This is a genomic window from Paenibacillus sp. JJ1683 (assembly GCF_053006485.1).
Genome location: NZ_CM129820.1, coordinates 4,097,825 through 4,119,538, shown reverse-complemented (window position 1 = coordinate 4,119,538; position 21,714 = coordinate 4,097,825). Strand labels below are relative to the sequence as shown.

Here is a 21,714-nt window from a genome sequence, read left to right as displayed (position 1 = left end):
AAGCAAGCGGAGAGGAAAAATGGAAAATCAAGTCGGTGAAGTTGTGATTATGCCTAAAAGCTTGAATGAAAAATCACTTTAGACTTTACTAAAATCAGAACCCATCCCATTTGATATCAGAAAAAGGGTGTAGTTAAGATGTCTATTAAGAAAATAACAATAAAAAACTGCAAATCAATTGAGTTTCTTGAACTGAACTTGAATATGAATATCAATTGTTTTATAGGCATTAATAATGTTGGTAAATCAAATATTATGAAAATTATTCATTTTTTTTATATCAATCTAACTAAGGAATTTTATGATGATTCAATGTTTAGTAAAAGTAACCCTTACAACGATGAAGTTGAAATTTCTATAGAGTATAATTTCAAAGGGTTATTAGATAAAGTACAAGGTAATACCAATGTCAATAATGGATTTTTAGATGACTTTTTTTCAAACATTAATTTCAGTCAATTTCATAGTGGTTTGGATCCTTTGAATGATATAGTAGAGAAAGTAAAAAAATATGCTGATAAATATATTAAAAATGATAAGTGTACGCTTACTCTAAAATACAACCGTCAAAATAAATCAATTAATTGGAATATAAAAGACTATGAGTTTCGAGCATTTATATCTGTGAGGTTCCCTGTCTTTTTTTTAGAGTCTAGAAATATTGACCTTTATAATTGGGAATCCATCTGGAAGCTCATAGGAGAAATAGCTCCGTTCAGAAAAAAAGTCTCTATAACAGGAAATATTGAAGGGATTTTTGAATTAGATGATGAGGGACGAGATAATTACAGTACAGTGATTCAAGATATTATCTCAGAAATTGAAAAATCAAATATACGAGTTAAGCAGTCAAATATATATGAAAAAATCAGTCAGATTATACAGCTTCAATTAGGGGGTAATGGCTTTGAGTACGAAGCTCATAATTTAAAAATTGGTTCTTATGGAATGAATTCTTATTCATTTATGAGCTTATATGTGAAATTAATCTTACGCCTTTTTAATAATAAACATTTATCGAGCCCGTTGATAATGATAGATGAGCCAGAACTTCATCTTCACTTAAAAAAAGTAGAGCAATTTACAAGAGAAATCAAAGAATACGAGAGATTCTCAACAACTAAATGGATATTTGCCACTCACTCCCCGACTTTTGTAAAGAACATAATCGTTGAACATGAGAACTACGAAATATTTCACGTAACCAATACAGAATTTTTTAATAAATCTTATGTATCGAGAATAAATGGATTTAAGGAAAAAAAACATAAACTAATATCAGATAATGAAGCTAATTTATTCTTCTCAGAGGTTTGTTTCTTTGTAGAAGGGGATACAGAATTAGAGGTTTTTAGAAACAACAATTTGCGTATTCTGCATCCTAAATTGAATAAAATAGATATATATGCTTTTGATGGAAAGGAGGATAAACTTAAATTAGTTAATCCGAATGATAGAAAAACTAAAATAAATTATTTAGTTATGATTGATATGGACAAGATATTGAACTACTCTCCTAAAAAGAAAAAATATATGCTTTCAGGTAGTGCTTATTTAAATGTGATTAAAAACAGAAACATTATTAAACGTGAAAAATATCACTATACAAAGAAGTTTAATGATACATTTAGAGTCAGAAGCGAGATAACACAAAGATTAAACTCAAATAAATTTGAGGTAGATTCCACAGGACTTTGTATTGAACAAAGTGAGGAACGAGCTGAACTAATCGAACTTATCCAGCAATATTATGATCAGTACAACTTTATGCCATTAGAGACAACTATTGAAGGTGCTATTATCAATAAGAGGAGCTACCACCTCTTCTTGCAATGGATTAAAGAGCATGATTGGAACCAAGAGAATTTTGATAATCTGTACTCCGATTTACAGACGGAAGATCATAAAGCAACCTTTCTTAGGTTGGTCTTTTTTGGGAAAACAGATTGGTTCAGTAGTGAGAAAGAAGGAAATAACAACAATCAAGAGTTCGTGAAAAAATTAAAAGTTATAAAAGAGATACGCAAGCAATTAAAAGAATCTACACTTGATTTTGGAGATAAGACAAGCGGTTGGGTTACTAACTATCTTAATTGGTTCTTCGATAGAAAATTAAAAATAGAAAAGTCCGAGGATGTATTTGTAAATAGAAGCTTATTTCAAGCGAGCTTTCCCGAATTAGGAAAAGTTATTGAGAAACTGGAGAAATTGTTATAAACTAATTCTAAAGTACTAGGGTAAGTAGTAAAATCTGAAGTAGTTATTTATTGACTACAGATGCCATGATGACAGTTTTTTTATCCCTTATACAAGAAACTAAAAATCTCTTGTGACGTGCTTAGTAACGGGTGTAGGGAAAATCCATGGTTTGAGGCCTGCTAATTGTCGCGCTAGTATACGCTTATTGGCCTATGCATTAATTTCGAGGTTCTGGGATGTACTTACCCTTGCTTTTTTTAGGAGAATTTAAATGCGTATTGAGAGTTTAAGTAAATTCGAGAAAAAGGTTCTTCGTGATAGTGTATCTCATTATGTTGACCTTCTAACTGAAGAGCAACTACTTACAGCATATTATACGAAAATAATTAAAAAGAAGGATAAGTCCGATAGAGTTATTCATTGTATAGATAATGAACATTTGATATATAAGATTCAAAAACAACTGAAGAATAATTTTCTTGATTTCATTCCTCTTTCTAATTATGCATACGGATATGTTAAGGGGAAGTCATATTACGATTATCTTAAACCACATGTAAAACACGGCTACTATATGAAGTTGGATATTAAAGATTTTTTTCACTCTATCAAAGAAAAGGAATTAAGGGAGGTTTTAAAATATTACGTTGATGATGTTAGTATTAATGAAAGTTTAACTATTTTAGATTTTATTACTAAAGTTGTTACTGTTAATGAGTTCCTACCCCAAGGTGCAGTAACTTCACCTGTCCTTTCCAATATTTATTTCAGATTCCTAGACATCAGAATATCTAGATATTGCCGCAAGTTTGGTATAAATTACACTAGGTATGTTGATGATCTACTCTTTTCATCTGATAATTTATTTATCCATAAGAGAGTATTTATCAATGGAATTACAAAAATTCTTAAGAGCCAAGGATTTCAACTAAATCCTAAAAAGGTTCGGAAAACGAAGTCTGAGATATCCTTAAATGGCTTTGTAGTGGGTGAAAACATTCGTTTATCTCGTAAAAAAACAGCAATTATTTCTTCACTCATTTATTACTATCAATGTTCTCCCAACAAGACTCTTGAAGAATTACTAACTGAGGTCGAAAAGAACCTTGAGATAAAGATCAAGATATCCAATCTTCATAACTTTTTAGCAGGTTATCGATCTTTTTTACTTGGTTTGTTACCTTTTGATAGCGTAGGAGTTCTTCCTGAGGTTATAACAAGAACAGACAAGAAAATTTTATATAAAATAAACGAAATAGAGAAAATATTAGATCTGACTGCTGCTAATATTTGATAGGTTTCCTCGTGGTCACACTTTTTTGCTCTTGAATGCTACGGCGCACTCAACAGTGAAACAAGAAATTCAAAAAGAGCCTTGTCCCGGTTTTTGCTCACATTTTTTTATCTTACAAGACCCCATCTCTCCACTGTCAGCGATAGGTCAGAAAATATTGTTCGGTATGCATTGCGTGGGAGAGATCTTATTATTCCAAATCAAATTGATGATCAAGTTTAAAGGTCTAGCAATCGATGCTAGGCCTCTATATGGTCTCGCTTCACAAAAACTTTCTTTCAGCAAATGATGACTATTTCTTTTCTTCCATCTCAACCAGATCAATAATCTCCCGAATATCTTCGATATTCATGGCTTCGGCTATTCTTTCGATATGATTAAAATTAATGCTCTCACGTTTACCTGATTGAAGTTCACTGAGAGCGGCGTGACGAACATCTGATAAACGTGATAGTTCTCTCAAGGAGATATTGTGTTTTCTCGTAATTTCGTTTATTTTCACAACTACTTTCTTTGCCATTAGGGTCCCCACCTTATTTTACAAATTTTTCTTGACGATACGCATAAACGTAACATATAATTTTTGTAAAACCGGTACTCATATACGTACCAAAAGGTGGGGAATATTTTGACTTCTCAGAGTGACATGGTAGCGGAGTATGAAAAGTTAGTAGAACTTGAAGAGCAATACACAGAGAGGATTCAAACTTGTATTAAATTACTTGGAGATGCGTTTAACATTATCGCTCCAAAGCAGGAGCGTTGAGCATGGATTCAGTTAAGGAAGCAACCTATTATTTACACTCAACGGAGATTGAATTAAACCATGTTTTGTACTATATCCGTTTAGAGAAAAGTATTTTAACTAATCAGTTAGAGATTGAAACAAAATGAAACAAACCCAAGCATAGCAGCGGAGGGGACGGAATCGTTCTGAAGAAGCAGAGCGTTCGCCTTTGACCCCGGATTTTTACCGTTAAAATATAATCAAAAAATCTGGGGGCAACAGCGATCGGAAGAATGATCCGTGCACGTAGCGGCCTTACATGCACGTACTTGCTCATTCCGCCCAGTAATCAAAACGCCCAAATAACCCGACATGACCCTTCACGGTCTAATCGGGTTTTCTCATTTCAATCCCTCCATCCCCGCGCATAAGTCTCACACCCCCCAAAAACAAACCGCTGCCCAGATAGTTACACCCACTCCCAACATCATGTATAGTAAAGTTATGGGAAATAAACATGAGCCTGCATATGATCTTGATCGCTTAGACGTACAATATGAAACATGGCAAAAATGAGGAGGAACGTGATGATACATCCAACACAGATTCAGGATATGCTGCAAGCCGCGCTGGAGACGGGCGGAGATTTTGCAGAGGTGTTCGTCGAGGACCGTACCAATGGACAACTGGGCATGACTGGGGGAGTCGTGGATACGGCGCTGTCAGGCCGGGATTTTGGGATTGGCATTCGAATCATGAAGGAGCATTTTTCGGTGTATGCGTACACCAGTGATATGAGCGAACAGAGCCTGATCAGACTGGCCAAATCGGCTGCCAAGGCTATTCGTGGCGGTGGAGCACCAGGTACACACACGATTACACTTCATCCCCATGTCATCCCTAACCAACATCCAATTGCGATCATCCCTGACGGTTCGCAGAAACGCGCCAAGATCGACATGATGAGACGGGCGCATGAGGCGGCAAGCCAATACGATCCTTCCATTACGCAAACCTCTGTTGGGATTAGCAACTCGGTCCAGAACGTCTTAATCGCCAATAGCAACGGACTGCTGGTGGAGGATACCCGTACGTATACCCGCATGAGAATAAGCGCGATTGCGACTGATGGGGAGCATAGACAATCCGGGTTCCGTGGGCCGGGAGCGTATGCAGGGACTGAATTCCTGGAGAACCTGAATATCGAAGAAAATGCCAGACACGCCGCTCGCATTGCGTCCACGATGGTCAAAGCGGGATATGCGCCTAGTGGCAGACTGCCTGTCGTGATTGAGAATGGCTTTGGTGGCGTTCTTTTCCACGAGGCGTGTGGACACGGGCTGGAATCTACGGCGGTGGCGCATGGAACTTCCGTGTTTGCGAATAAGATCGGGCAGCAGGTGGCTTCACCGCTCGTTACAGCTATAGACGATGGAACGATTCCGAATGCGTGGGGCTCGCTCAATATCGATGATGAAGGTGCACCGACACAGCGCAACGTATTGATCGAGAACGGCATTTTAAAAGGATATCTGATCGACCGCATGGGCTCGCGCCAGATGGGTGTACCTACGACGGGATCAGGACGAAGACAGTCCTATAAATTCGCGCCTGCATCCCGTATGAACAATACGTTCATTGCGAATGGCGAGTCTACCCGTGAAGAGATCATTGCCAATACGGAGTACGGGATCTATGCCAAATCGCTGGGCGGTGGTTCGGTGAACACCTCGACGAGCGAGTTTAATTTTGCAGTCGAAGAGGCGTACATGATTCGCAACGGTAAAATTGCCGAGCCGGTCAAAGGCGCAACGTTGATCGGCAAAGGCATTGAAACCTTGCAAAATATTGATATGGTCGGCAACAATCTGGATCATGGTCAGGGGATGTGTGGCTCGGTCAGCGGAAGTCTTCCGGTCAACTGCGGACAGCCGACAATTCGCGTATCCGAGATGACCGTCGGTGGACGAAAGGGGGAATAGGCGATGAATATTCAGCAATTTCAGGAAGTGTTGTTTGCCAAAGGTCGGGAAATGGGCTATGCGGATATGGAAATCTACTATGTAAATGGACGTTCTACCTCGGTAAAGGTACTGAAGGGAGAAATTGACCAATATACCATCGTTGAGAATGGCGGACTTTCCTTCCGTGGTGTTATTAACGGGAAAATGGGCTATGCCTCTACGGAGAAGCTGGAACCGGATGTGATCGACTTTTTATTGGAAGAAGCACGCAGTAACGCGGACATATTGGAGAGCGAGGAGCAGGATGAGCTGTTTGCAGGCTCTGAGAGCTATCCTGAGCAGCCTGCCTATGCCGTAGCGTTGGCTGACACAGTTCCTGAAATTCTGATCGAAGCGGCGCTGGAAATGGAGCGTACAGCGCTTGCCGCAGACCCACGGATTGTGATGGCTCGGCATTGCTCGGTCAGCATTCGTGAAAATGAGGTCCTGATTGTGAATACTAAAGGACTGAACTGTCATCGTCGCAAAAGTCTGGCGACCGCATATGTGTATGTGATTGCAGCCGACCATGGCGAAACCGTTACCGGGGGCTGGCATGATTATTCGCTGCGGAGCGTGGAAGAGATCGATATTGTAGATGTGGCGCATAAAGCTGTGAAAGAGGCTGTTTCCAAGCTGGGGGCGCACACGATCCAATCGGATAACTATCCGGTCATTTTCCGTCATGATGCAGCAGCGCAATTGCTGGCTGCGTATACGTCGGTATTTTCAGCAGAATCGGTGGATAAAGGCTTTTCACGCTTGGCTGGGAAGCTGGGGCAAAAGGTGGCAAGCGAACATATCACGCTGATTGATGATCCGCTAATGAAAAACGTTCCGGCAGGCAGCACGTTTGATGCGGAAGGCAGTGCGACACGCCGCAACGAGATCATTAAGGATGGCGAACTGCGGACGTATTTCCATAACCGCAAGACGGCCCGCAAGGCTGGGGTACAGAGTACCTCTCATGCTTCCAAAGGCAGCTATAACGGTAAAATTGGAGTGTCGTATCATAATCTGTACGTGGCTCCAGGCACGTGTACATTGGAGGACATGATTCGCAAGACGGATCGCGGGTTGATGATCGTTGAGCTGCAAGGGCTGCATGCAGGTACAAATACGGCGTCTGGTAACTTTTCGCTGGCTTGTCTGGGATACTGGATTGAGCAGGGGCAGGTGGTCAGAGCGGTCAATCAGATTACTGTATCGGGTAACTTCTTTGATGTGCTGCAGCAGGTAGAGGAAGTTGGCAACGATTTGCGCTTTACAGGAAGCTGCACATCTCCTTCGCTCAAGCTGGCTGCACTTTCGATTTCAGGCTCCTAATGGCTGGAGCAGCCTTCTTTTTTCAGACTTACGACCTGTTCCTGACGTTCTGATTGTCTAGCAATGACAGATGCCTGATGCATCGGGGTATGGTAAAGTAGGAGAAAGTCTTTAAAATATGAAAAAAAGGCTTGGTTACAGCACCGCGACAGGGTATTATAGACAATAATATATTCGAAAAAAGGTTCGAATTGAATTTTTATTGGGGGATGTATATGAGATATATAAGCACTAGAGGTCGCGTAGAAGCCAAGGGATTTATTGATACTGTGCTCATGGGGTTAGCTGACGATGGAGGACTAATGGTGCCAGAGCAGATTCCGACCGTGTCGGCAGCTACGCTGGAGCAATGGGCGACATTGAGCTACAGAGAGCTGCTGCTGGAAGTTTTTGCGCTGTATATCAATGATGAGATTCCTCGTGAGGATTTGGAGCAGCTGGTGGAGCGCAGTTATGCAAGCTTCCGTCATCCGGAAGTTACGCCAGTGAAGAAGATCAACGATTCCCTGTCTATTTTGGAGCTGTTCCATGGGCCTACGTTTGCGTTCAAGGATGTGGCGCTGCAATTTATGGGTGAATTTTATTCCTACGTGTCCAAAAAGCAGAATGAGATTATTCATATTTTGGGTGCAACCTCGGGTGATACGGGAGCAGCAGCGATTCAAGGCGTGCGTGGCAAGGAAGGCATCAAAATCTGTATTTTGCATCCGCATCAAAAGGTGAGCAAGGTACAAGAGCTGCAAATGACGACAGTAGACGATGAAAATGTACTGAATCTATCAGTAAAAGGGAACTTTGACGATTGTCAAAAAGTAATTAAGGACCTGTTTGCCGATCTGGATTTCAAAGCCAAACATCATCTGCGGGCGATTAACTCGATTAACTTTGTGCGCATTTTGGCGCAGACCGTATATTACTTCTATGCTTATTTCCGGGCGCAGGAGTCTGCGGGTACGAAGAAAATCAATGTCAGCGTGCCATCCGGCAACTTTGGCAATATTTTCTCCGGCTTTCTTGCGAAGAAAATGGGTCTGCCTATCCATAAGCTGATCATTGCCACGAACGAAAATAATATTTTGGAGCGCTTCGTGAAGACAGGCGAATACCAGCCGGGCGATTTCAAAAGCACATACAGTCCTTCCATGGACATTCAGGTGGCAAGTAATTTCGAAAGATACCTGTACTACTTCCTCGGAGAGGATGCAGTCAAGGTATCTGAATACATGAATAACCTCAAAACCGAGGGACGGATTGTGATCGGTGCAGAGGATTTGAAACGTGTCCAGCAGGATTTTGAAGCGCTGGGTGCTTCGAATGAGCAGTGTCTGGAGCTGATCAAAAAGTACAAAGCTGAATACGATTATTTGCTTGATCCGCATACGGCTTGCGGTATTGCCGCGTATGAGGCGTATAATGGCGCGGACGAAGTCTGTGTGACCTTTGCGACAGCACATCCGGCCAAATTCGATGAGGCGATCCGTCTGGTGGACATTAAGCAAGAGTTCCCGGCGCAAATTGAACAATTGTTCTCCAAGCCGCAACACCAGCAGGTGGTAGACCATGACGAGGCCGAAATTGTGTGTCAGCTTGAAGCCTTTTATGTGTAACAGAATATTTCCGTAATGGTGAGTTGTTACATTCTTACGGATGGGAAAGAGGCTGCGTCCTGGGCGCTAGCCTCCTTTTTTATATCCATATTTTCCAGATATAATGTATGTTTTAGTTTCAATTTGTTCACATTATAATGCCACATAGAGTAAGGTGTTAGAGCCTTAGAAATCGTGAAAAAAGCCCGTAAATCAAGGGATTTGGCTTTAGGAATATAACAGGCAGTGGTAGGTTCATAGAGTTATTTAATGAAGGATACAAAAATCTTTTATAGGGAAATTGGATGTATTTATATAAAAAATCATGTATAGTTAACTAAATTTTATGAATACATAAAGTTCCACTCTCGAAGGTGCAGAATAAAAGTCATTCCGTCATTTAACAGAGGGGCTAATTATAAAAGGGGTGTATTAAATAATGACCATGATCCGTCCAGAGCAGAGTCAACAAGCAGCAGCCGAATATGTGCAGTCCGTTTTTGAGAAGGTTATCGCGCGCAATCCTCATGAGAATGAATTCCATCAGGCCGTCAAAGAAATTTTGGATTCGCTAATTCCGGTATTGGCTAAGCATCCTAAGTATATGCAGCAGGGGCTTTTGGAACGGCTGGTGGAGCCAGAACGTGTCATCACCTTCCGTGTACCTTGGGTAGACGATGCAGGCAATGTACAGGTCAACCGTGGCTTCCGCGTACAGTTTAACAGTGCGATTGGTCCTTATAAAGGTGGACTTCGCTTCCATCCATCTGTGTACCTGGGTATCGTCAAATTTTTGGGCTTTGAGCAAATTTTCAAAAATGCGTTGACGGGTCTTCCTATCGGTGGCGGTAAAGGCGGTTCGGATTTTGACCCCAAAGGTAAATCAGATAACGAAGTGATGCGTTTTACACAAAGCTTTATGACGGAGCTGTATAAATATATCGGCCCAGATGCCGACGTTCCGGCAGGGGATATTGGTGTAGGCGGCCGTGAGATCGGATACATGTTCGGGCAATACAAGCGGATTCGCGGAGGACACGAAGGCGGCGTCCTGACGGGTAAAGGGATTCATTACGGAGGCAGTCTCACACGTACGGAAGCAACTGGCTACGGTTGTGTGTATTTTGTAAACGAGATGTTGCAAGCTCAAGGTTTGTCCTTTGAAGGACAACGTGTTGTTGTGTCGGGCTCGGGGAACGTATCCATTTATGCGATTGAAAAAGCACAGCAGCTCGGTGCTACAGTCGTGGCATGTAGTGACTCGAATGGTTATATCTATGATCCAGACGGTATTGATCTCAAGCTGGTGAAGCAGCTTAAAGAAGTGAATCGTCTGCGGATTAGCGAGTATACGAAAGAGCGTCCAGGCGCAATCTATACAGAAGGCTGCTCTGGAATCTGGTCAATCCCATGCGACATCGCACTGCCATGTGCGACACAGAATGAAATCGACGAGCAAGCAGCACAGTTGCTGGTAAGCAATGGCGTAAAAGCAATCGGTGAAGGTGCCAATATGCCGTCCTCGCTACAGGCGATTGAAGTATTTTTGGAGAACGGAGTTCTGTTTGGACCAGCCAAAGCTGCCAATGCAGGTGGAGTAGCGGTTTCGGCGCTCGAAATGTCGCAGAACAGCATGCGCCTGTCATGGACCTTTGAGGAAGTGGATGCCAAGCTGCATGATATTATGAAAAATATCTATGCTAACAGCGTGAAGGCGGCTGAGGAATACGGCGTGCCAGGCAATCTGGTGGTCGGAGCGAACATCGCCGGATTTGTGCGTGTGGCTGATGCTATGCTGTCTCACGGAATTATCTAACTCAACGTCACAATTCCTTTTCTCCATTGTACAATGATTGAATAACCTAGCTAATAAAAGCAAAATTGAAGCTGAGCGGCTCCGTGTGAGTCGCTCAGCTTTTATTTGGCATGAGGCACTTTATTTTTCTCAGGGACTTGATTTATTGCTAAAGAGGATGTATATTACTTGATAGATCAATAATTGATGGATCAAAGGTTGGATCACGAGGCCCAGCGATATGCTAAAGGGAGGAGAGATTGATATCACCCAGACACCATCCGAGGCTGAGTATATTTTTGATATGCTGCTGCTACTGAACAAGCAGATTAGCTCCAAGTTCGAGCGGTGTGCAGGAGTCAGCGCATCCAGATTGCAGCTATTATGCAAGCTGTATCAAGTGGAGGAGATTAGTCAAACGCTGCTGCAAAAAGAGGTTGGCATTGACGCTGCAGCCGTTACGCGTCATTTGAAGCAACTGGAAGCGACAGGAATGGTCACACGACGCACGAAGCCAGAGGACAACAGGGTTACCTTGGTAAGCCTGACCGATTATGGGCGTGCGCGTATTGTCATCTTTAAGCAGGAGCGCTCGCAGTTTGTAGCTCAGCTGCTACAGAGCTTCGACGAGACCCAGCGGCAGCAGCTAGCTGATATGCTGCAAGTGATGAATAGTCATATATCCAGTATGGACTGACAACATTGTAATTTTACATTTACCCACAGAGGAACAAAGGAGAGATTGGAATGAGTAATACGAATACATCCAATATTGTAAAAACGAATGATTTTAAAGAAATCGCATTGGGACGCCGTTCGGTAAAAGTATACGATCCGTCCGTGAAGATCAGCCGCGAGGAAATGACTGAGATTTTGACGGAAGCTACACGTGCACCATCATCCATTAATCTGCAACCTTGGCGTTTCCTTGTGATTGACAGCCCAGAAGGTAAGGCAACCCTGGCACCATTGGCTCGTTTCAACCAACGTCAAGTGGAGACATCTTCTGCTGTAATCGCTGTGTTTGGGGATCTGAACAACTTTGATAATTTCGAACAAATCTTCGGAGAAGCTGTAGAACTGGGCTATATGCCACAAGACATTAAAGAAATGCAACAGGAAAAAGTAACAGCCCATTTTGCTGCGCTTGATCCAGTTGTGAACAGAGAAACGGTCCTGATCGACGGTGGTTTGGTATCTATGCAGCTTATGCTGGTGGCACGCGCTCATGGCTACGATACCAACGCTATCGGTGGTTATGAAAAGGATCAAATTGCCGAGGCCTTTGGTATGGACAAAGATCGTTATGTTCCTGTTATGCTCATTTCGATGGGTAAAGGAATCAACGAGGGGCACCCGTCCACACGTTTGCCGATTGATCAAATTGCACAGTGGAAATAAGTTAAGTTATATCTATACGCACCAAAAAATATACGCAACATAAAAAACAGGCGGAGCAAAGGACATTCCTTTGCTCCGCCTGTTTTTATTTGCTCGATGTAACGCTGATTCGGGAATTGATGACGTCCTTTAGTCTTCGGGTGATCCTTGACCTATATTCGCTCCCGGCGTCTGTCCATAGTCAGCAGTGTCATTCTGAGGTGGATGATCGCGCTTGGGCCATATAATCTGGTGAGAAGTATGGCTAAGCTCCTCATAAAATAACGGTGCTTTCTTGAACAGGCGTATGACCAGATGGAGAAAGAACCATCCGTTCAACACCAATAGCACAAGACCGATCAGCACACTTACCCAAGGGGACACTTGAGACCGCAGCACAGGTCCACCCAGTACGTAATTCAGTCCAAAATACAACCAGTACAAGAGACTGTACCGCTTGATGAGCTCCCACAGGGAAACTCGTTTTCCTCTCCCTGTAAGATGAATACGTACCAGCCATTTCCCTGGAGTCCGTCCATTCGTCAGGTAAGGAACCACCATAAAGTATATCCCGCTGGAAATCCAGAAAGCAGCAGATACATGCAGGGACTCCATCATGCCGAGTAACCCTGTCCAAAGGATAGAATCCACTAAGAAGGCTACTCCTCGTCTCGTATAGGACACCCGTTTGGTTGTAATGTCCACATGCTTGTCCAGATGCTCCAAGCGGGGAAGAAAGCGTGAAAACCATTCGCCGAGCAGAAAGCCCAGCATACCGCCCAAAGTATTGGCCATCAGATCGTCCACGTCAAATACACGATACGCATGGTCAAAAAATCCGTACAATCCTGTCAGCTGTGTCACCTCAAAGAAGAGAGACAGGATGAAGGACAGAATCAGACACCAGCCCCATCGTGCACGGAAGTAATAACGTAAGAACATACCGAAAGGCATGGTCATCATTACGTTAAAAACCACTTGCAGAAAAGCACGCTCCTTCAGCAGATGCAAATAACTGGAAGGATGAGCAGGTGAAACGGATGTTTCTCTTATGATGTCTTGCACGAACTGCAAGGGCATCCACTGCAAAGCTCCCCCGGCCAAAGCTGCATTATGACGCGATGCCGGAAGCGGTAGTATGACTAAAAAGAAGGCGTTCATCAAGTATAAAAGCATCAAGTAAAGCAGCCACGCTCTAGCCTTGTGAATATAGCCATGTCTGCGATATTGCACGATAAGGAACGGAAGTGTAAACAATAACGCAGCAACAGGGAAGGCCAGAAAAGCATATGAAACGGGAAACAGATAAGATTGAATCATGAGCTGTTTAAGCCTGCTTTCTCCGGAACTTCACCAAAGACCAGATGACCAAAAATGCCATGAAAGCCACGCATACGCTGATGCTAATCCGATTTTGCGGGTCAATCAAGAACAGGAAGGCAATGACCCATAGGCATCCGACCGTAACCGCCGTCACATAAGGGAATCCCCATATCTTGAAGGTAGGCTCCACTGGATAAGATTTGCGCAGTTTCAATTGGGACAGGCAGATGCAGCTCCAGACGAGCAGCACGACAAAGCCAGGTACAGCCATCAAAATACGGAACAGCCCGTCCTGAGCGACGTATGCGACCATGGAGCCAACAATCAGGATGACCGCGCACAGTTTGAGACTGTTCACCGGAACTCCATTTGAAGACAGGCGAGCGAGTGACTTGGGACCTTCTCCATTAATCGCCAGCGAATGGAGCATGCGTGTAGCCCCGTAAATTCCCGAATTGGCGGCTGACAGTACAGCAGTGATCAGAATAAAGTTCATGACATGAGCTGAGCCTTGAAGCCCTACAGAAGACAATACCTGTACAAACGGGCTGGTACTTGCATCCAGTTGGTTCCAGGGAATCAAGCCACAAATAATGAGAATAGGCAGCGTATAGAACAAAACAACGCGAAGAATAAAGCTTTTAACCACTTTAGGCAGTACCTTTTCTGGATTTTCAGTCTCCGTCAACGTCAATCCGATCAGCTCAGACCCTCCGTAAGAAAAGGTAACGACCAGCAATGCCGAAAAGATTGCCAGCCAGCCATTGGGGAAAAACCCGCCGTGCTGAGCGTAGTTGCTTAAATAAGGTGGAGTTTCAGTGGGGATAATCCCAAACAGTATACAGCCACCCAAGGCAATGAAGATAATAATCATGGCAATTTTAATGCCTGCCAGCCAAAACTCCAGCTCCCCTAAACCGCCGACACTCAGCATGTTGACGACAATAATGAAAGCCGCACTCGCTAAACTGAGGAGCCATAGAGGGACATCTGGCAGCCAATATTGCAGGAAGCTTCCCGCGGCAATGACCTCAATGACACAGACAGCCAGCCACATGAAGCAATACAACCAGCCGATAATAAAAGAAAGTCGTTCTCCAAAAGCTTTGCGAATAAAATCCTTCATATTCATGTTGGGGTAGACGGTAGCCATCTCGGCAATCGCACCCATAACGACCAAGAGCAGCAGTCCTGCGAAGACATAGGATAAAATAACTCCAGGTCCTGCCAAGCTAATCGTTTCGGTGCTACCCTTAAAAATACCCGTCCCGATGACTCCACCCATAGCCATAAAGGTAATATGCCGTGGTCGAAGCTTTTTGTGTAAAGTTGCTTCATTTGATTTCAATATGAAATCCTCCTTCATCATAGTGTACAGCTTCAGCATAGCCCAAGCAGGGTTACTTCAATTAGACTTATACTACATGAAAATATCCAATTAGGAAATGAAAGAAATAGGATCTGGTAGGGAGATTAAAATAGATAGAGGAAAAAATGTAGAAACAGAGGCAGAATGATATTGTTGACGATTTGTTGTAATATCGATATCATTCTGTCTTTATGTTATATTCACCTTGTTTCGCGCGGGAATAATTGTTTCATGGTAGCCAAAGTAAAGGATGATATATAATGAGGTTGGTTTGGAAACAAGTATGAATTTATGAAGTGGAGGCTTTGATACGTGAAGCAGGATCGGCAAAAGCAGACAGGTTCTCATTCCGGGATGAGCAAGGGGCATGAAGCTGATGAGCTGAACAAGCTGCTGTCCGTATGGCTTCATTCGTCGATCCGTGTCATGGATGTCCGGCACATTCGACTGGAAGCGGAAGAGCTGGTTCAATTATATCGTCTCCCAGCGCATGCTTTTGTGTTTATGCTACAGGGTAGCGTGCATTTGGATGATGATTGGAAGGATGCATCCCATTCAGGATATGTACTGCATGGCAGCAAAGGTTTTGACTTGAATGTAAAGCCTTCATCATGCGGGATCGAATATATTCTTGTACTATATAAAGCGACTTCTTTATCAGGACACACAGTGTATCACCAACCTTCATCAGTTTATGGTTTCATACCGCCCTATCCGGCTATACTATATCAAAAGCTGCAACTACTGGCCGACGCCTGGCAAGATCAAGAGGCGTTATCCAAAGTTCAGGCGCAGGGTCGATTCTATGATTTTGCATATGAGTGTATGCGCCAATTGCAGGAATCGCAGACTCGGACTTCTACGCGAGACGTGGTGGCACAGGCAATTCGATTTATGCAGGCTCATTATGCGGAGTCCATCACGCTGGAACGTTTGGCCGGATTATTGGAATGTAGTCCGCGACACCTGACCCGGTTATTTAAAAAACAAACGGATAGTAGCCCGATTACGTACTTGATTCAATTACGGATGGACAAGGCGAAGGAGCTTTTACGGAAGACGGATGCCACTTTGCAGGATATTGCTGTGAGTGTGGGGTATTCAGATGTCTATTTCTTTAGCCGGGCATTCAAAAAATATACTGGCGTATCCCCGGTTCATTATCGGGACAGCTTATATTCATCTGCTTTTGTTAGTGATATGCGTCTGGATAATCCATCAAGCCTGTCTGAATGTTCCATTGATTCAACAGGTGGTGCCCTGCATACTGGTATTGAGGATAATAATCATTATCAAAACCATGACGAAGGGATTTTACAAATGAATAGAAACACAAAGCATTCCATGGCATTTATTGTATTGCTTAGTTTTACCCTGCTGCTGAGCGCGTGCTCAGGCGCATCCAGTCCTGCGGCAACCGATGGCGCTTCGCAAGGGAACAATAATACATCAGCAGAACCAGCATCACAGGAAAGGTTGCTGAAGGATGCACTTGGGCATGAGGTGAAGGTTCCGGCTCAGCCTCAGCGTGTGCTCGCTTCTTATCTGGAGGATCATCTGGTGGCGTTGGGTGTTAAACCGGTAGCCCAATGGTCGGTGGGTAAAAATTCAGTTCAAGCTTACCTGCAAAAAGAACTGAAAGATGTTCCTGCCATCGCTTCAGATCTTCCGTTCGAGGCGGTTCTGAACTTCAAGCCTGACTTGATCATTATGGACAGTGCGAGCATGGTGGAAGGCGACAAATATGATCAATACTCCAAAATTGCTCCAACCTACGTTGTGGGCAGTAATATGAATAATGATTGGCGCCAAGAGCTGCTGACCGTGGGTGAGGTGCTGAATAAGAGCAGTGAAGCGAAGCAGGCATTAAGCAATTACGACAAAAAAGCAGCAGAGGCGAAAGCCAAGCTCAGTCAGACGGTAGGACAAAAAACGGCTGCGGCATTGTGGGTAACGGATAAAAACGTATATGTGGTGAACCAGAATTTATCCAGCGGTGATGTATTGTACAAGGATTTGGGATTCAAGATTCCACAGGTCGTACAGGAAATTTCCAAAACGGCCAAGGCGAACTGGAGCAATTTATCCCTGGAAAAATTGGCTGAGCTGAACGCTGATTATATCTTTATCGTGAACAGCAAAAATGTGAGCAAGGATGAGATTATTAAAGATCCAGTCTGGGCAGGAATTCCGGCAGTCAAAGAAGGCCATGTATACGACTTTGGCAAGGATTCCAGCTGGCTGTATACAGGTACAATCGCAAACAGTCAAATGATTGATGATGTTCTGAAAAATGTAATGAAATAATGTAACTCAATCATCTAGATTATAATAAAACAGCGCTATTCTTACTTCACGGCAGAGACCATAGTAGGAGAGCGCTGTTTTGTCTTTTCATTTACATGGACGCTTGCCGTGCAACCTGGTTTTATAATAAAAGATGCCTGCACAGGGCAGACATCTGTTTTTTTCGATATTAGGCTTTCGGAGATACCAGGATTTTAACCTGATTTTTTTCTTTCAGGAGACCTTCAAAACCTTGCTCGATTACTTCTTCGAGCTTAATACGTTTGGTCACAAGCTTGTCAGCAGGGAAATACCCTTTTTCCATCAAGCTGATGACAGCCGGGAATACATCACGGTAGCCGATAATACCAGTCAGATTGCGTTCCTTCATAACGATATTGTTCGGTTTGATTGGAGCTTCTTTTTCAAAAATGCTGACGATCATGATTTGTCCGCTAATTTTAGTGGATTCAATCGCTTGAGTCAGCACAGGAGGTACTCCAGTGACTTCATAGGCTACATCTACGCCACCGTTGGTCCGTTTGTGCAGTTCTTCCACAACATCATAAGTTTTAGGATCAAGCACAATAGCACCCAGCTCTTCAGCTTTAGCTTTACGCTCCTCGGAAAGCTCTACTGCATAAATCTCAGATGCGCCCGAAGCTTTCAACGCTTCAATAACCAGCAATCCGATAGGACCAGCGCCAAACACGACAGCTTTGTCGCCGACTTTCAGTTGGCTTTGACGTACAGCGTACAAAGCAACGGCCGAAGGCTCTACCAAAGCGCCTTGCTCGAAGGATACGCTTTCTGGAATTTTGTGAACCATGTGCTCGTCAGCTGCGACATATTCAGAAAATCCACCGCCGCCGCCTGCCAAACCGAGGAAGCCCATTTTATCGCAAAGGTTATATTTGCCTTGTCTACATGCATCACATTCTCCACATGCAAAAACCGGTTCTACGACTACACGGTCGCCAACCTGAATCTTGGTTACACCTTCACCGATTTCAACGACTTGTCCAGAAAATTCATGTCCCATCACAATCGGAGCTTTTTCGCCAGTCAGTGGATGCTGAGCGTTTTCAGGAATGAAGATCGGTCCTGCTACATATTCGTGAAGATCACTTCCGCAAATGCCACACCATTCTACTTTAATTTTTACTTTCCCCGGAAGAGCAGCGGGTTGCTCAATGTTTTCCAAACGTAAATCTTTTACTCCATGCCATCTCAATGCTTGCATGTCTTGTCATCTCCTTGATGAATATATGATCATTGCTGCTATAAAAGTGAATGAATAAGGAAACGTTTCCGAAAAATAATATGTCACAATTTTTACACATTGTCAAACCAAATTAATGCAAAAAGCACTTGATTTTTTTGTGAATATAATCACTTGTGACTATGGCGCTATATTTGACTTACTGCTCTGTACAAAAGAGTTTTTACGAATTATTCAGGCGAGGAAGAGACTAGAAGAAAACGAATTCAATTTTTAGAGACCCATTCTGTGGTATAATATCTATATTAGAGAGTTTATGTTCATAGAGAGAAAACGATTCCGAGCGTGAAAGGATTTTGGGTGTGTCAGAGCAAAAGAAAGTAACCATAGAGGATGTAGCCAAGCGGGCAGGGGTCGGTATTGCGACTGTCTCCAGGGCTATTAACGATAGCGAGGGCATCAGCCCCAAGACGAAGGCATTTATTTTGCAAGTGATTGAAGAAATGGGCTTTACGCCTAACACTTCAGCTCAGAGTCTAAAGGTGCGGCAGACACGCCAAATTGCGCTGGCTGTACCAGATATCCGGAACGCCATCATTCCAGAGATTGCTTGGTCCGTAGAACAGGCTGCCAAGCAGCACGGTTATCGTGTCGTGCAGATCAATACGGCCGGGAATGCCAGAATGGAGCTTGAAACGGTGCGTGAGGTTAAGAAGCTGCATGTAGACGGGCTCATCATTATGCCGCTGGCGTATCCCAAAATGTTGGTTGATCTGATTAACAAAGCGAACGTTCCCGTGTCTATTATTAACTATGGCAAGAAGCTGGGTGAAGACGTCAAAGCGGATATCGTCAGTCTGGCCCGGCAAGAGGGAAGACTTGTGATGGAGCATTTGCTTAAAATCGGAAGAACGAGAATTGCTTATGCAGGTGCGGCGAAGGACAAAATCGAAGAGAGATACTTTGCTTATGAGCAGTCTCTCCAGCATGTGGACCCTTCACTGGTGTATTTTGGCGATGACTTTTCCTTCGAGACCGGGCTACGGGCAGCCGATTATTTTTACAGCTTGAAAAATATGCCGGATGCGATTTATGCAGTTAATGATATGGTGGCCATAGGAATCGTAAACCGCTTTAAGGATTTGGGTGTAAAAGTACCGCAAGAGGTTGCAGTGGTCGGTATTGATAACAATTTGTGGGCTACGGTAACGACCCCGCAGATCAGCTCAGTTTCTATCATGGGGGAAGAGGTGGCACGCCTGGCTGCGGAACTGCTGCTTAAGCGAATTCAGGAACAGACCGTGGGGGATTATGAGCGTATACAGTTTGAGCCTCGCCTGATTGTCAGGGAATCCAGCGTCTCCGTGATCCGTAAGCCTACGGTTGGGCATGACGAGTAAAGTAAGTCTAGCTCTGAACCCTATTCCGTTATAACCATGGATGAATGGCTGCAGGCGTAATAGATATGGATAGGAGAGTGGATTCATGTCAAAAGGTAGCGTGTTCGTTTCTGGAGCTTGTACTACATTATTGCTGGCTGTAATCCTAGGATGTACTCCCCATGCTGACCCTGCGTCGCCGTCTGGAGCAAGCAATGAGGAGCCCAAGCAAAGTGCGGCCAGTGCAACCACTACGCAGCATACCCAGCAAAGTAAAGAGGAACTTGTACTGTCCTTTTATAAGGATTCATCCCTCAGTGATGAAGCAAAAGTACGTCATATTACGGACCATTTGGCAGGTATCCATTGGGGGAAGATGAACGAAATTAGTGAACATCAAAGCATGGAAATCATTGATTATCTCTATAAACAGCGCGCTTTGGTTCCTTCGGAAAGTTTCCCGAATGTGATCAAGGGCACTGCTGGCTTGGATGGAGCGCTAACTGAAGAATACGATAATCTTATGGAAGATTTGTTTACAAGGGACAAAACTACGATGATCCGAGCATTGGCAAATATGGACAAAACCAACCGCGTACAAGGTATAGGGGGCATCGGGTATGCTCTCAGCTATAGAGACCCGAAGGAAGTCAAGAAAGAGATTCAACAATGGCAGGCAGGACAACAGCTTACTACGGCAGAGAAGGATGTTATTCGTGCTCTGTTCGCCAAGCTGGATAATCCGTACTGATGCTGAATGAGTGATGAGCTTTGCCTAGAAGTATATAAAATGAAAAGCTGCTTCTCTACCCGAGGCAGCTTTTTTGTGCTGTTTGTACATCCTGCGATTATGATTGGAGGTGATCCTGATCTACACGCAAGCGCTTGATGTCACGAATAGGAGGGAGGCCGAACAAGCGAGCGTATTCACGACTGAATTGAGAGGGACTTTCGTAGCCTACCTGAAAACCGACATCTGCCGCATCTGCTGATTCAGATAACAACAGGCGACGGGCCTCTTGCAGACGTAATTGTTTTTGATATTGCATTGGGCTCATAGCTGTAACCTCTTTAAAATGACGATGTAGCGACGAAGGACTCATATTAGCCAGTTGGGACAATTCATCAATTCGCAACGGCTTATCATAATCTTGTTTAATTCGCTTTATGACTTCTGCGATCCGGTTTGAATGGCTACCAGTCATGACCAGTTGTTTTAAGGACTCTCCCTGCTTCCCCTGTAAAATCCTATACAATATCTCACGTATAACTAATGGAGCCAACACCGGAATATCCTGCGGTCTTTCCAAAAGACGTACGAGCCTTACCACGGCATCCAGCAGTAGGGAGTTGGTTTGACTTACATACAAGCCTCGCCTGGAATCAGGTATTGGGCTAGTAGGAAAAGCAGCTTCCCTGATCAGATCCAAAACTTGATGCGGATCAAAATTGAGCCGGAAGCACAAATACGGGGCTTCTGCTGAGGCTTGTATCACCTGCCCGGAAATTGGTAAATCTACCGAAACCACAAGGTAGTCGGATGTGCCGTAATAGTAACTTTCCTCTGCGAGTATCACGACTTTTTTTCCCTGAGCCACAATGCATAAGGCGGGTTCATGGACCTGATAAATTGGAACGGTGGTAGTCGAACTTCGGACGAAGTAAAGTGAAGGGATATCTGTAGCGTGAACTCCGTCGTGACTTGTAAATTGTTCTATGAGACTGGTCAATTCGGCTTGCTTTTCCGTGGTAGAACTCTCAATTTCGGTTGCTTTCACTATGCCCCTCCCTTTTTTACACCGTAGTAATCTTCACTCTTCAGTGG

General features: G+C 43.7%; 17 protein-coding genes. 12 read left to right on the top strand and 5 right to left on the bottom strand.

Annotated elements, in window-relative coordinates; all coding sequences use genetic code 11:
• The first annotated feature begins 138 nt into the window (after positions 1-138).
• Positions 139-2,217, top strand: a complete 2,079-nt coding sequence (locus tag ACUC6J_RS17655; protein WP_447249204.1) for a retron Eco8 family effector endonuclease — start codon at positions 139-141, stop codon at positions 2,215-2,217.
• Positions 2,218-2,470: 253 nt separating this feature from the next.
• Complete coding sequence (locus tag ACUC6J_RS17650) at positions 2,471-3,493, top strand: reverse transcriptase family protein (protein WP_025365531.1); 1,023 nt, start codon at positions 2,471-2,473, stop codon at positions 3,491-3,493.
• Between the two features lie 292 nt (positions 3,494-3,785).
• On the opposite strand, the gene ACUC6J_RS17645 is transcribed toward ACUC6J_RS17650, so the two are convergent.
• Complete coding sequence (locus ACUC6J_RS17645; protein WP_019688222.1) at positions 3,786-4,013, bottom strand: helix-turn-helix domain-containing protein; 228 nt, start codon at positions 4,011-4,013, stop codon at positions 3,786-3,788.
• Positions 4,014-4,261: 248 nt separating this feature from the next.
• Between ACUC6J_RS17645 and ACUC6J_RS17640 the strand changes: the two genes are divergently transcribed.
• The 7 genes from ACUC6J_RS17640 (at position 4,262) to ACUC6J_RS17610 (ending at position 12,331) form a co-directional block, all read left to right on the top strand.
• Positions 4,262-4,387 carry a hypothetical protein gene (locus ACUC6J_RS17640; protein WP_447249203.1) on the top strand — a complete coding sequence of 42 codons (126 nt, stop codon included), beginning with the start codon at positions 4,262-4,264 and terminating at the stop codon, positions 4,385-4,387.
• Positions 4,388-4,807: 420 nt separating this feature from the next.
• Positions 4,808-6,202 (top strand): TldD/PmbA family protein, encoded by a 1,395-nt coding sequence (locus ACUC6J_RS17635; protein ID WP_025365529.1) that lies wholly within the window; start codon positions 4,808-4,810, stop codon positions 6,200-6,202.
• Between the two features lie 3 nt (positions 6,203-6,205).
• The gene (locus tag ACUC6J_RS17630) at positions 6,206-7,549 is read left to right on the top strand and encodes a TldD/PmbA family protein (RefSeq protein WP_025365528.1); all 1,344 of its coding nucleotides are present in this window, start codon (positions 6,206-6,208) and stop codon (positions 7,547-7,549) included.
• Positions 7,550-7,764: 215 nt separating this feature from the next.
• Positions 7,765-9,156: a threonine synthase gene (thrC, locus tag ACUC6J_RS17625; protein ID WP_447249202.1), complete on the top strand. Its 1,392-nt coding sequence runs from the start codon at positions 7,765-7,767 to the stop codon at positions 9,154-9,156.
• A gap of 418 nt (positions 9,157-9,574) precedes the next feature.
• Positions 9,575-10,951, top strand: coding sequence for an NADP-specific glutamate dehydrogenase (gene gdhA / locus ACUC6J_RS17620; protein ID WP_019688217.1), 1,377 nt, complete (start codon positions 9,575-9,577; stop codon positions 10,949-10,951).
• Positions 10,952-11,234: 283 nt separating this feature from the next.
• The gene (locus ACUC6J_RS17615; RefSeq protein ID WP_026065410.1) at positions 11,235-11,627 is read left to right on the top strand and encodes a MarR family winged helix-turn-helix transcriptional regulator; all 393 of its coding nucleotides are present in this window, start codon (positions 11,235-11,237) and stop codon (positions 11,625-11,627) included.
• Between the two features lie 50 nt (positions 11,628-11,677).
• Positions 11,678-12,331 carry a nitroreductase family protein gene (locus ACUC6J_RS17610; RefSeq protein WP_016821829.1) on the top strand — a complete coding sequence of 218 codons (654 nt, stop codon included), beginning with the start codon at positions 11,678-11,680 and terminating at the stop codon, positions 12,329-12,331.
• Between the two features lie 129 nt (positions 12,332-12,460).
• Here ACUC6J_RS17610 and ACUC6J_RS17605 read toward each other — a convergent pair whose 3' ends face one another.
• Complete coding sequence (locus ACUC6J_RS17605) at positions 12,461-13,630, bottom strand: VanZ family protein (protein WP_025365525.1); 1,170 nt, start codon at positions 13,628-13,630, stop codon at positions 12,461-12,463.
• A gap of 7 nt (positions 13,631-13,637) precedes the next feature.
• A complete protein-coding gene (locus ACUC6J_RS17600; RefSeq protein ID WP_016821827.1) occupies positions 13,638-14,981 on the bottom strand; it encodes an amino acid permease in 1,344 nt (447 codons plus the stop codon).
• 333 nt (positions 14,982-15,314) lie between these two features.
• Here ACUC6J_RS17600 and ACUC6J_RS17595 point away from each other — a divergent pair, with 333 nt between their 5' ends.
• Positions 15,315-17,309, top strand: coding sequence for an AraC family transcriptional regulator (locus ACUC6J_RS17595; protein WP_080690745.1), 1,995 nt, complete (start codon positions 15,315-15,317; stop codon positions 17,307-17,309).
• Positions 17,310-17,478: 169 nt separating this feature from the next.
• On the opposite strand, the gene ACUC6J_RS17590 is transcribed toward ACUC6J_RS17595, so the two are convergent.
• Positions 17,479-18,531 (bottom strand): 2,3-butanediol dehydrogenase, encoded by a 1,053-nt coding sequence (locus tag ACUC6J_RS17590; RefSeq protein ID WP_016821825.1) that lies wholly within the window; start codon positions 18,529-18,531, stop codon positions 17,479-17,481.
• Between the two features lie 341 nt (positions 18,532-18,872).
• Between ACUC6J_RS17590 and ACUC6J_RS17585 the strand changes: the two genes are divergently transcribed.
• On the top strand, positions 18,873-19,910 hold the full coding sequence (locus ACUC6J_RS17585) for a LacI family DNA-binding transcriptional regulator (RefSeq protein ID WP_016821824.1): 1,038 nt from the start codon (positions 18,873-18,875) through the stop codon (positions 19,908-19,910).
• An 85-nt stretch (positions 19,911-19,995) separates the two neighbouring features.
• On the top strand, positions 19,996-20,640 hold the full coding sequence (locus ACUC6J_RS17580) for a hypothetical protein (protein ID WP_025365523.1): 645 nt from the start codon (positions 19,996-19,998) through the stop codon (positions 20,638-20,640).
• A 97-nt stretch (positions 20,641-20,737) separates the two neighbouring features.
• Here ACUC6J_RS17580 and ACUC6J_RS17575 read toward each other — a convergent pair whose 3' ends face one another.
• Positions 20,738-21,667, bottom strand: a complete 930-nt coding sequence (locus ACUC6J_RS17575; RefSeq protein WP_025365522.1) for an AraC family transcriptional regulator — start codon at positions 21,665-21,667, stop codon at positions 20,738-20,740.
• Positions 21,668-21,714 lie beyond the last annotated feature (47 nt).

Excerpts from the sequence above, each read along its gene's own strand:
- ACUC6J_RS17655 (WP_447249204.1), top strand. The coding sequence starts at position 139 with ATGTCTATTAAGAAAATAACAATAAAAAACTGCAAATCAATTGAGTTT.
- ACUC6J_RS17650 (WP_025365531.1), top strand. The coding sequence starts at position 2,471 with ATGCGTATTGAGAGTTTAAGTAAATTCGAGAAAAAGGTTCTTCGTGAT.
- ACUC6J_RS17645 (WP_019688222.1), bottom strand. The coding sequence starts at position 4,013 with ATGGCAAAGAAAGTAGTTGTGAAAATAAACGAAATTACGAGAAAACAC.
- ACUC6J_RS17640 (WP_447249203.1), top strand. The coding sequence starts at position 4,262 with ATGGATTCAGTTAAGGAAGCAACCTATTATTTACACTCAACGGAGATT.
- ACUC6J_RS17635 (WP_025365529.1), top strand. The coding sequence starts at position 4,808 with ATGATACATCCAACACAGATTCAGGATATGCTGCAAGCCGCGCTGGAG.
- ACUC6J_RS17630 (WP_025365528.1), top strand. The coding sequence starts at position 6,206 with ATGAATATTCAGCAATTTCAGGAAGTGTTGTTTGCCAAAGGTCGGGAA.
- thrC (WP_447249202.1), top strand. The coding sequence starts at position 7,765 with ATGAGATATATAAGCACTAGAGGTCGCGTAGAAGCCAAGGGATTTATT.
- gdhA (WP_019688217.1), top strand. The coding sequence starts at position 9,575 with ATGACCATGATCCGTCCAGAGCAGAGTCAACAAGCAGCAGCCGAATAT.
- ACUC6J_RS17615 (WP_026065410.1), top strand. The coding sequence starts at position 11,235 with ATGCTGCTGCTACTGAACAAGCAGATTAGCTCCAAGTTCGAGCGGTGT.
- ACUC6J_RS17610 (WP_016821829.1), top strand. The coding sequence starts at position 11,678 with ATGAGTAATACGAATACATCCAATATTGTAAAAACGAATGATTTTAAA.
- ACUC6J_RS17605 (WP_025365525.1), bottom strand. The coding sequence starts at position 13,630 with ATGATTCAATCTTATCTGTTTCCCGTTTCATATGCTTTTCTGGCCTTC.
- ACUC6J_RS17590 (WP_016821825.1), bottom strand. The coding sequence starts at position 18,531 with ATGCAAGCATTGAGATGGCATGGAGTAAAAGATTTACGTTTGGAAAAC.
- ACUC6J_RS17580 (WP_025365523.1), top strand. The coding sequence starts at position 19,996 with ATGTCAAAAGGTAGCGTGTTCGTTTCTGGAGCTTGTACTACATTATTG.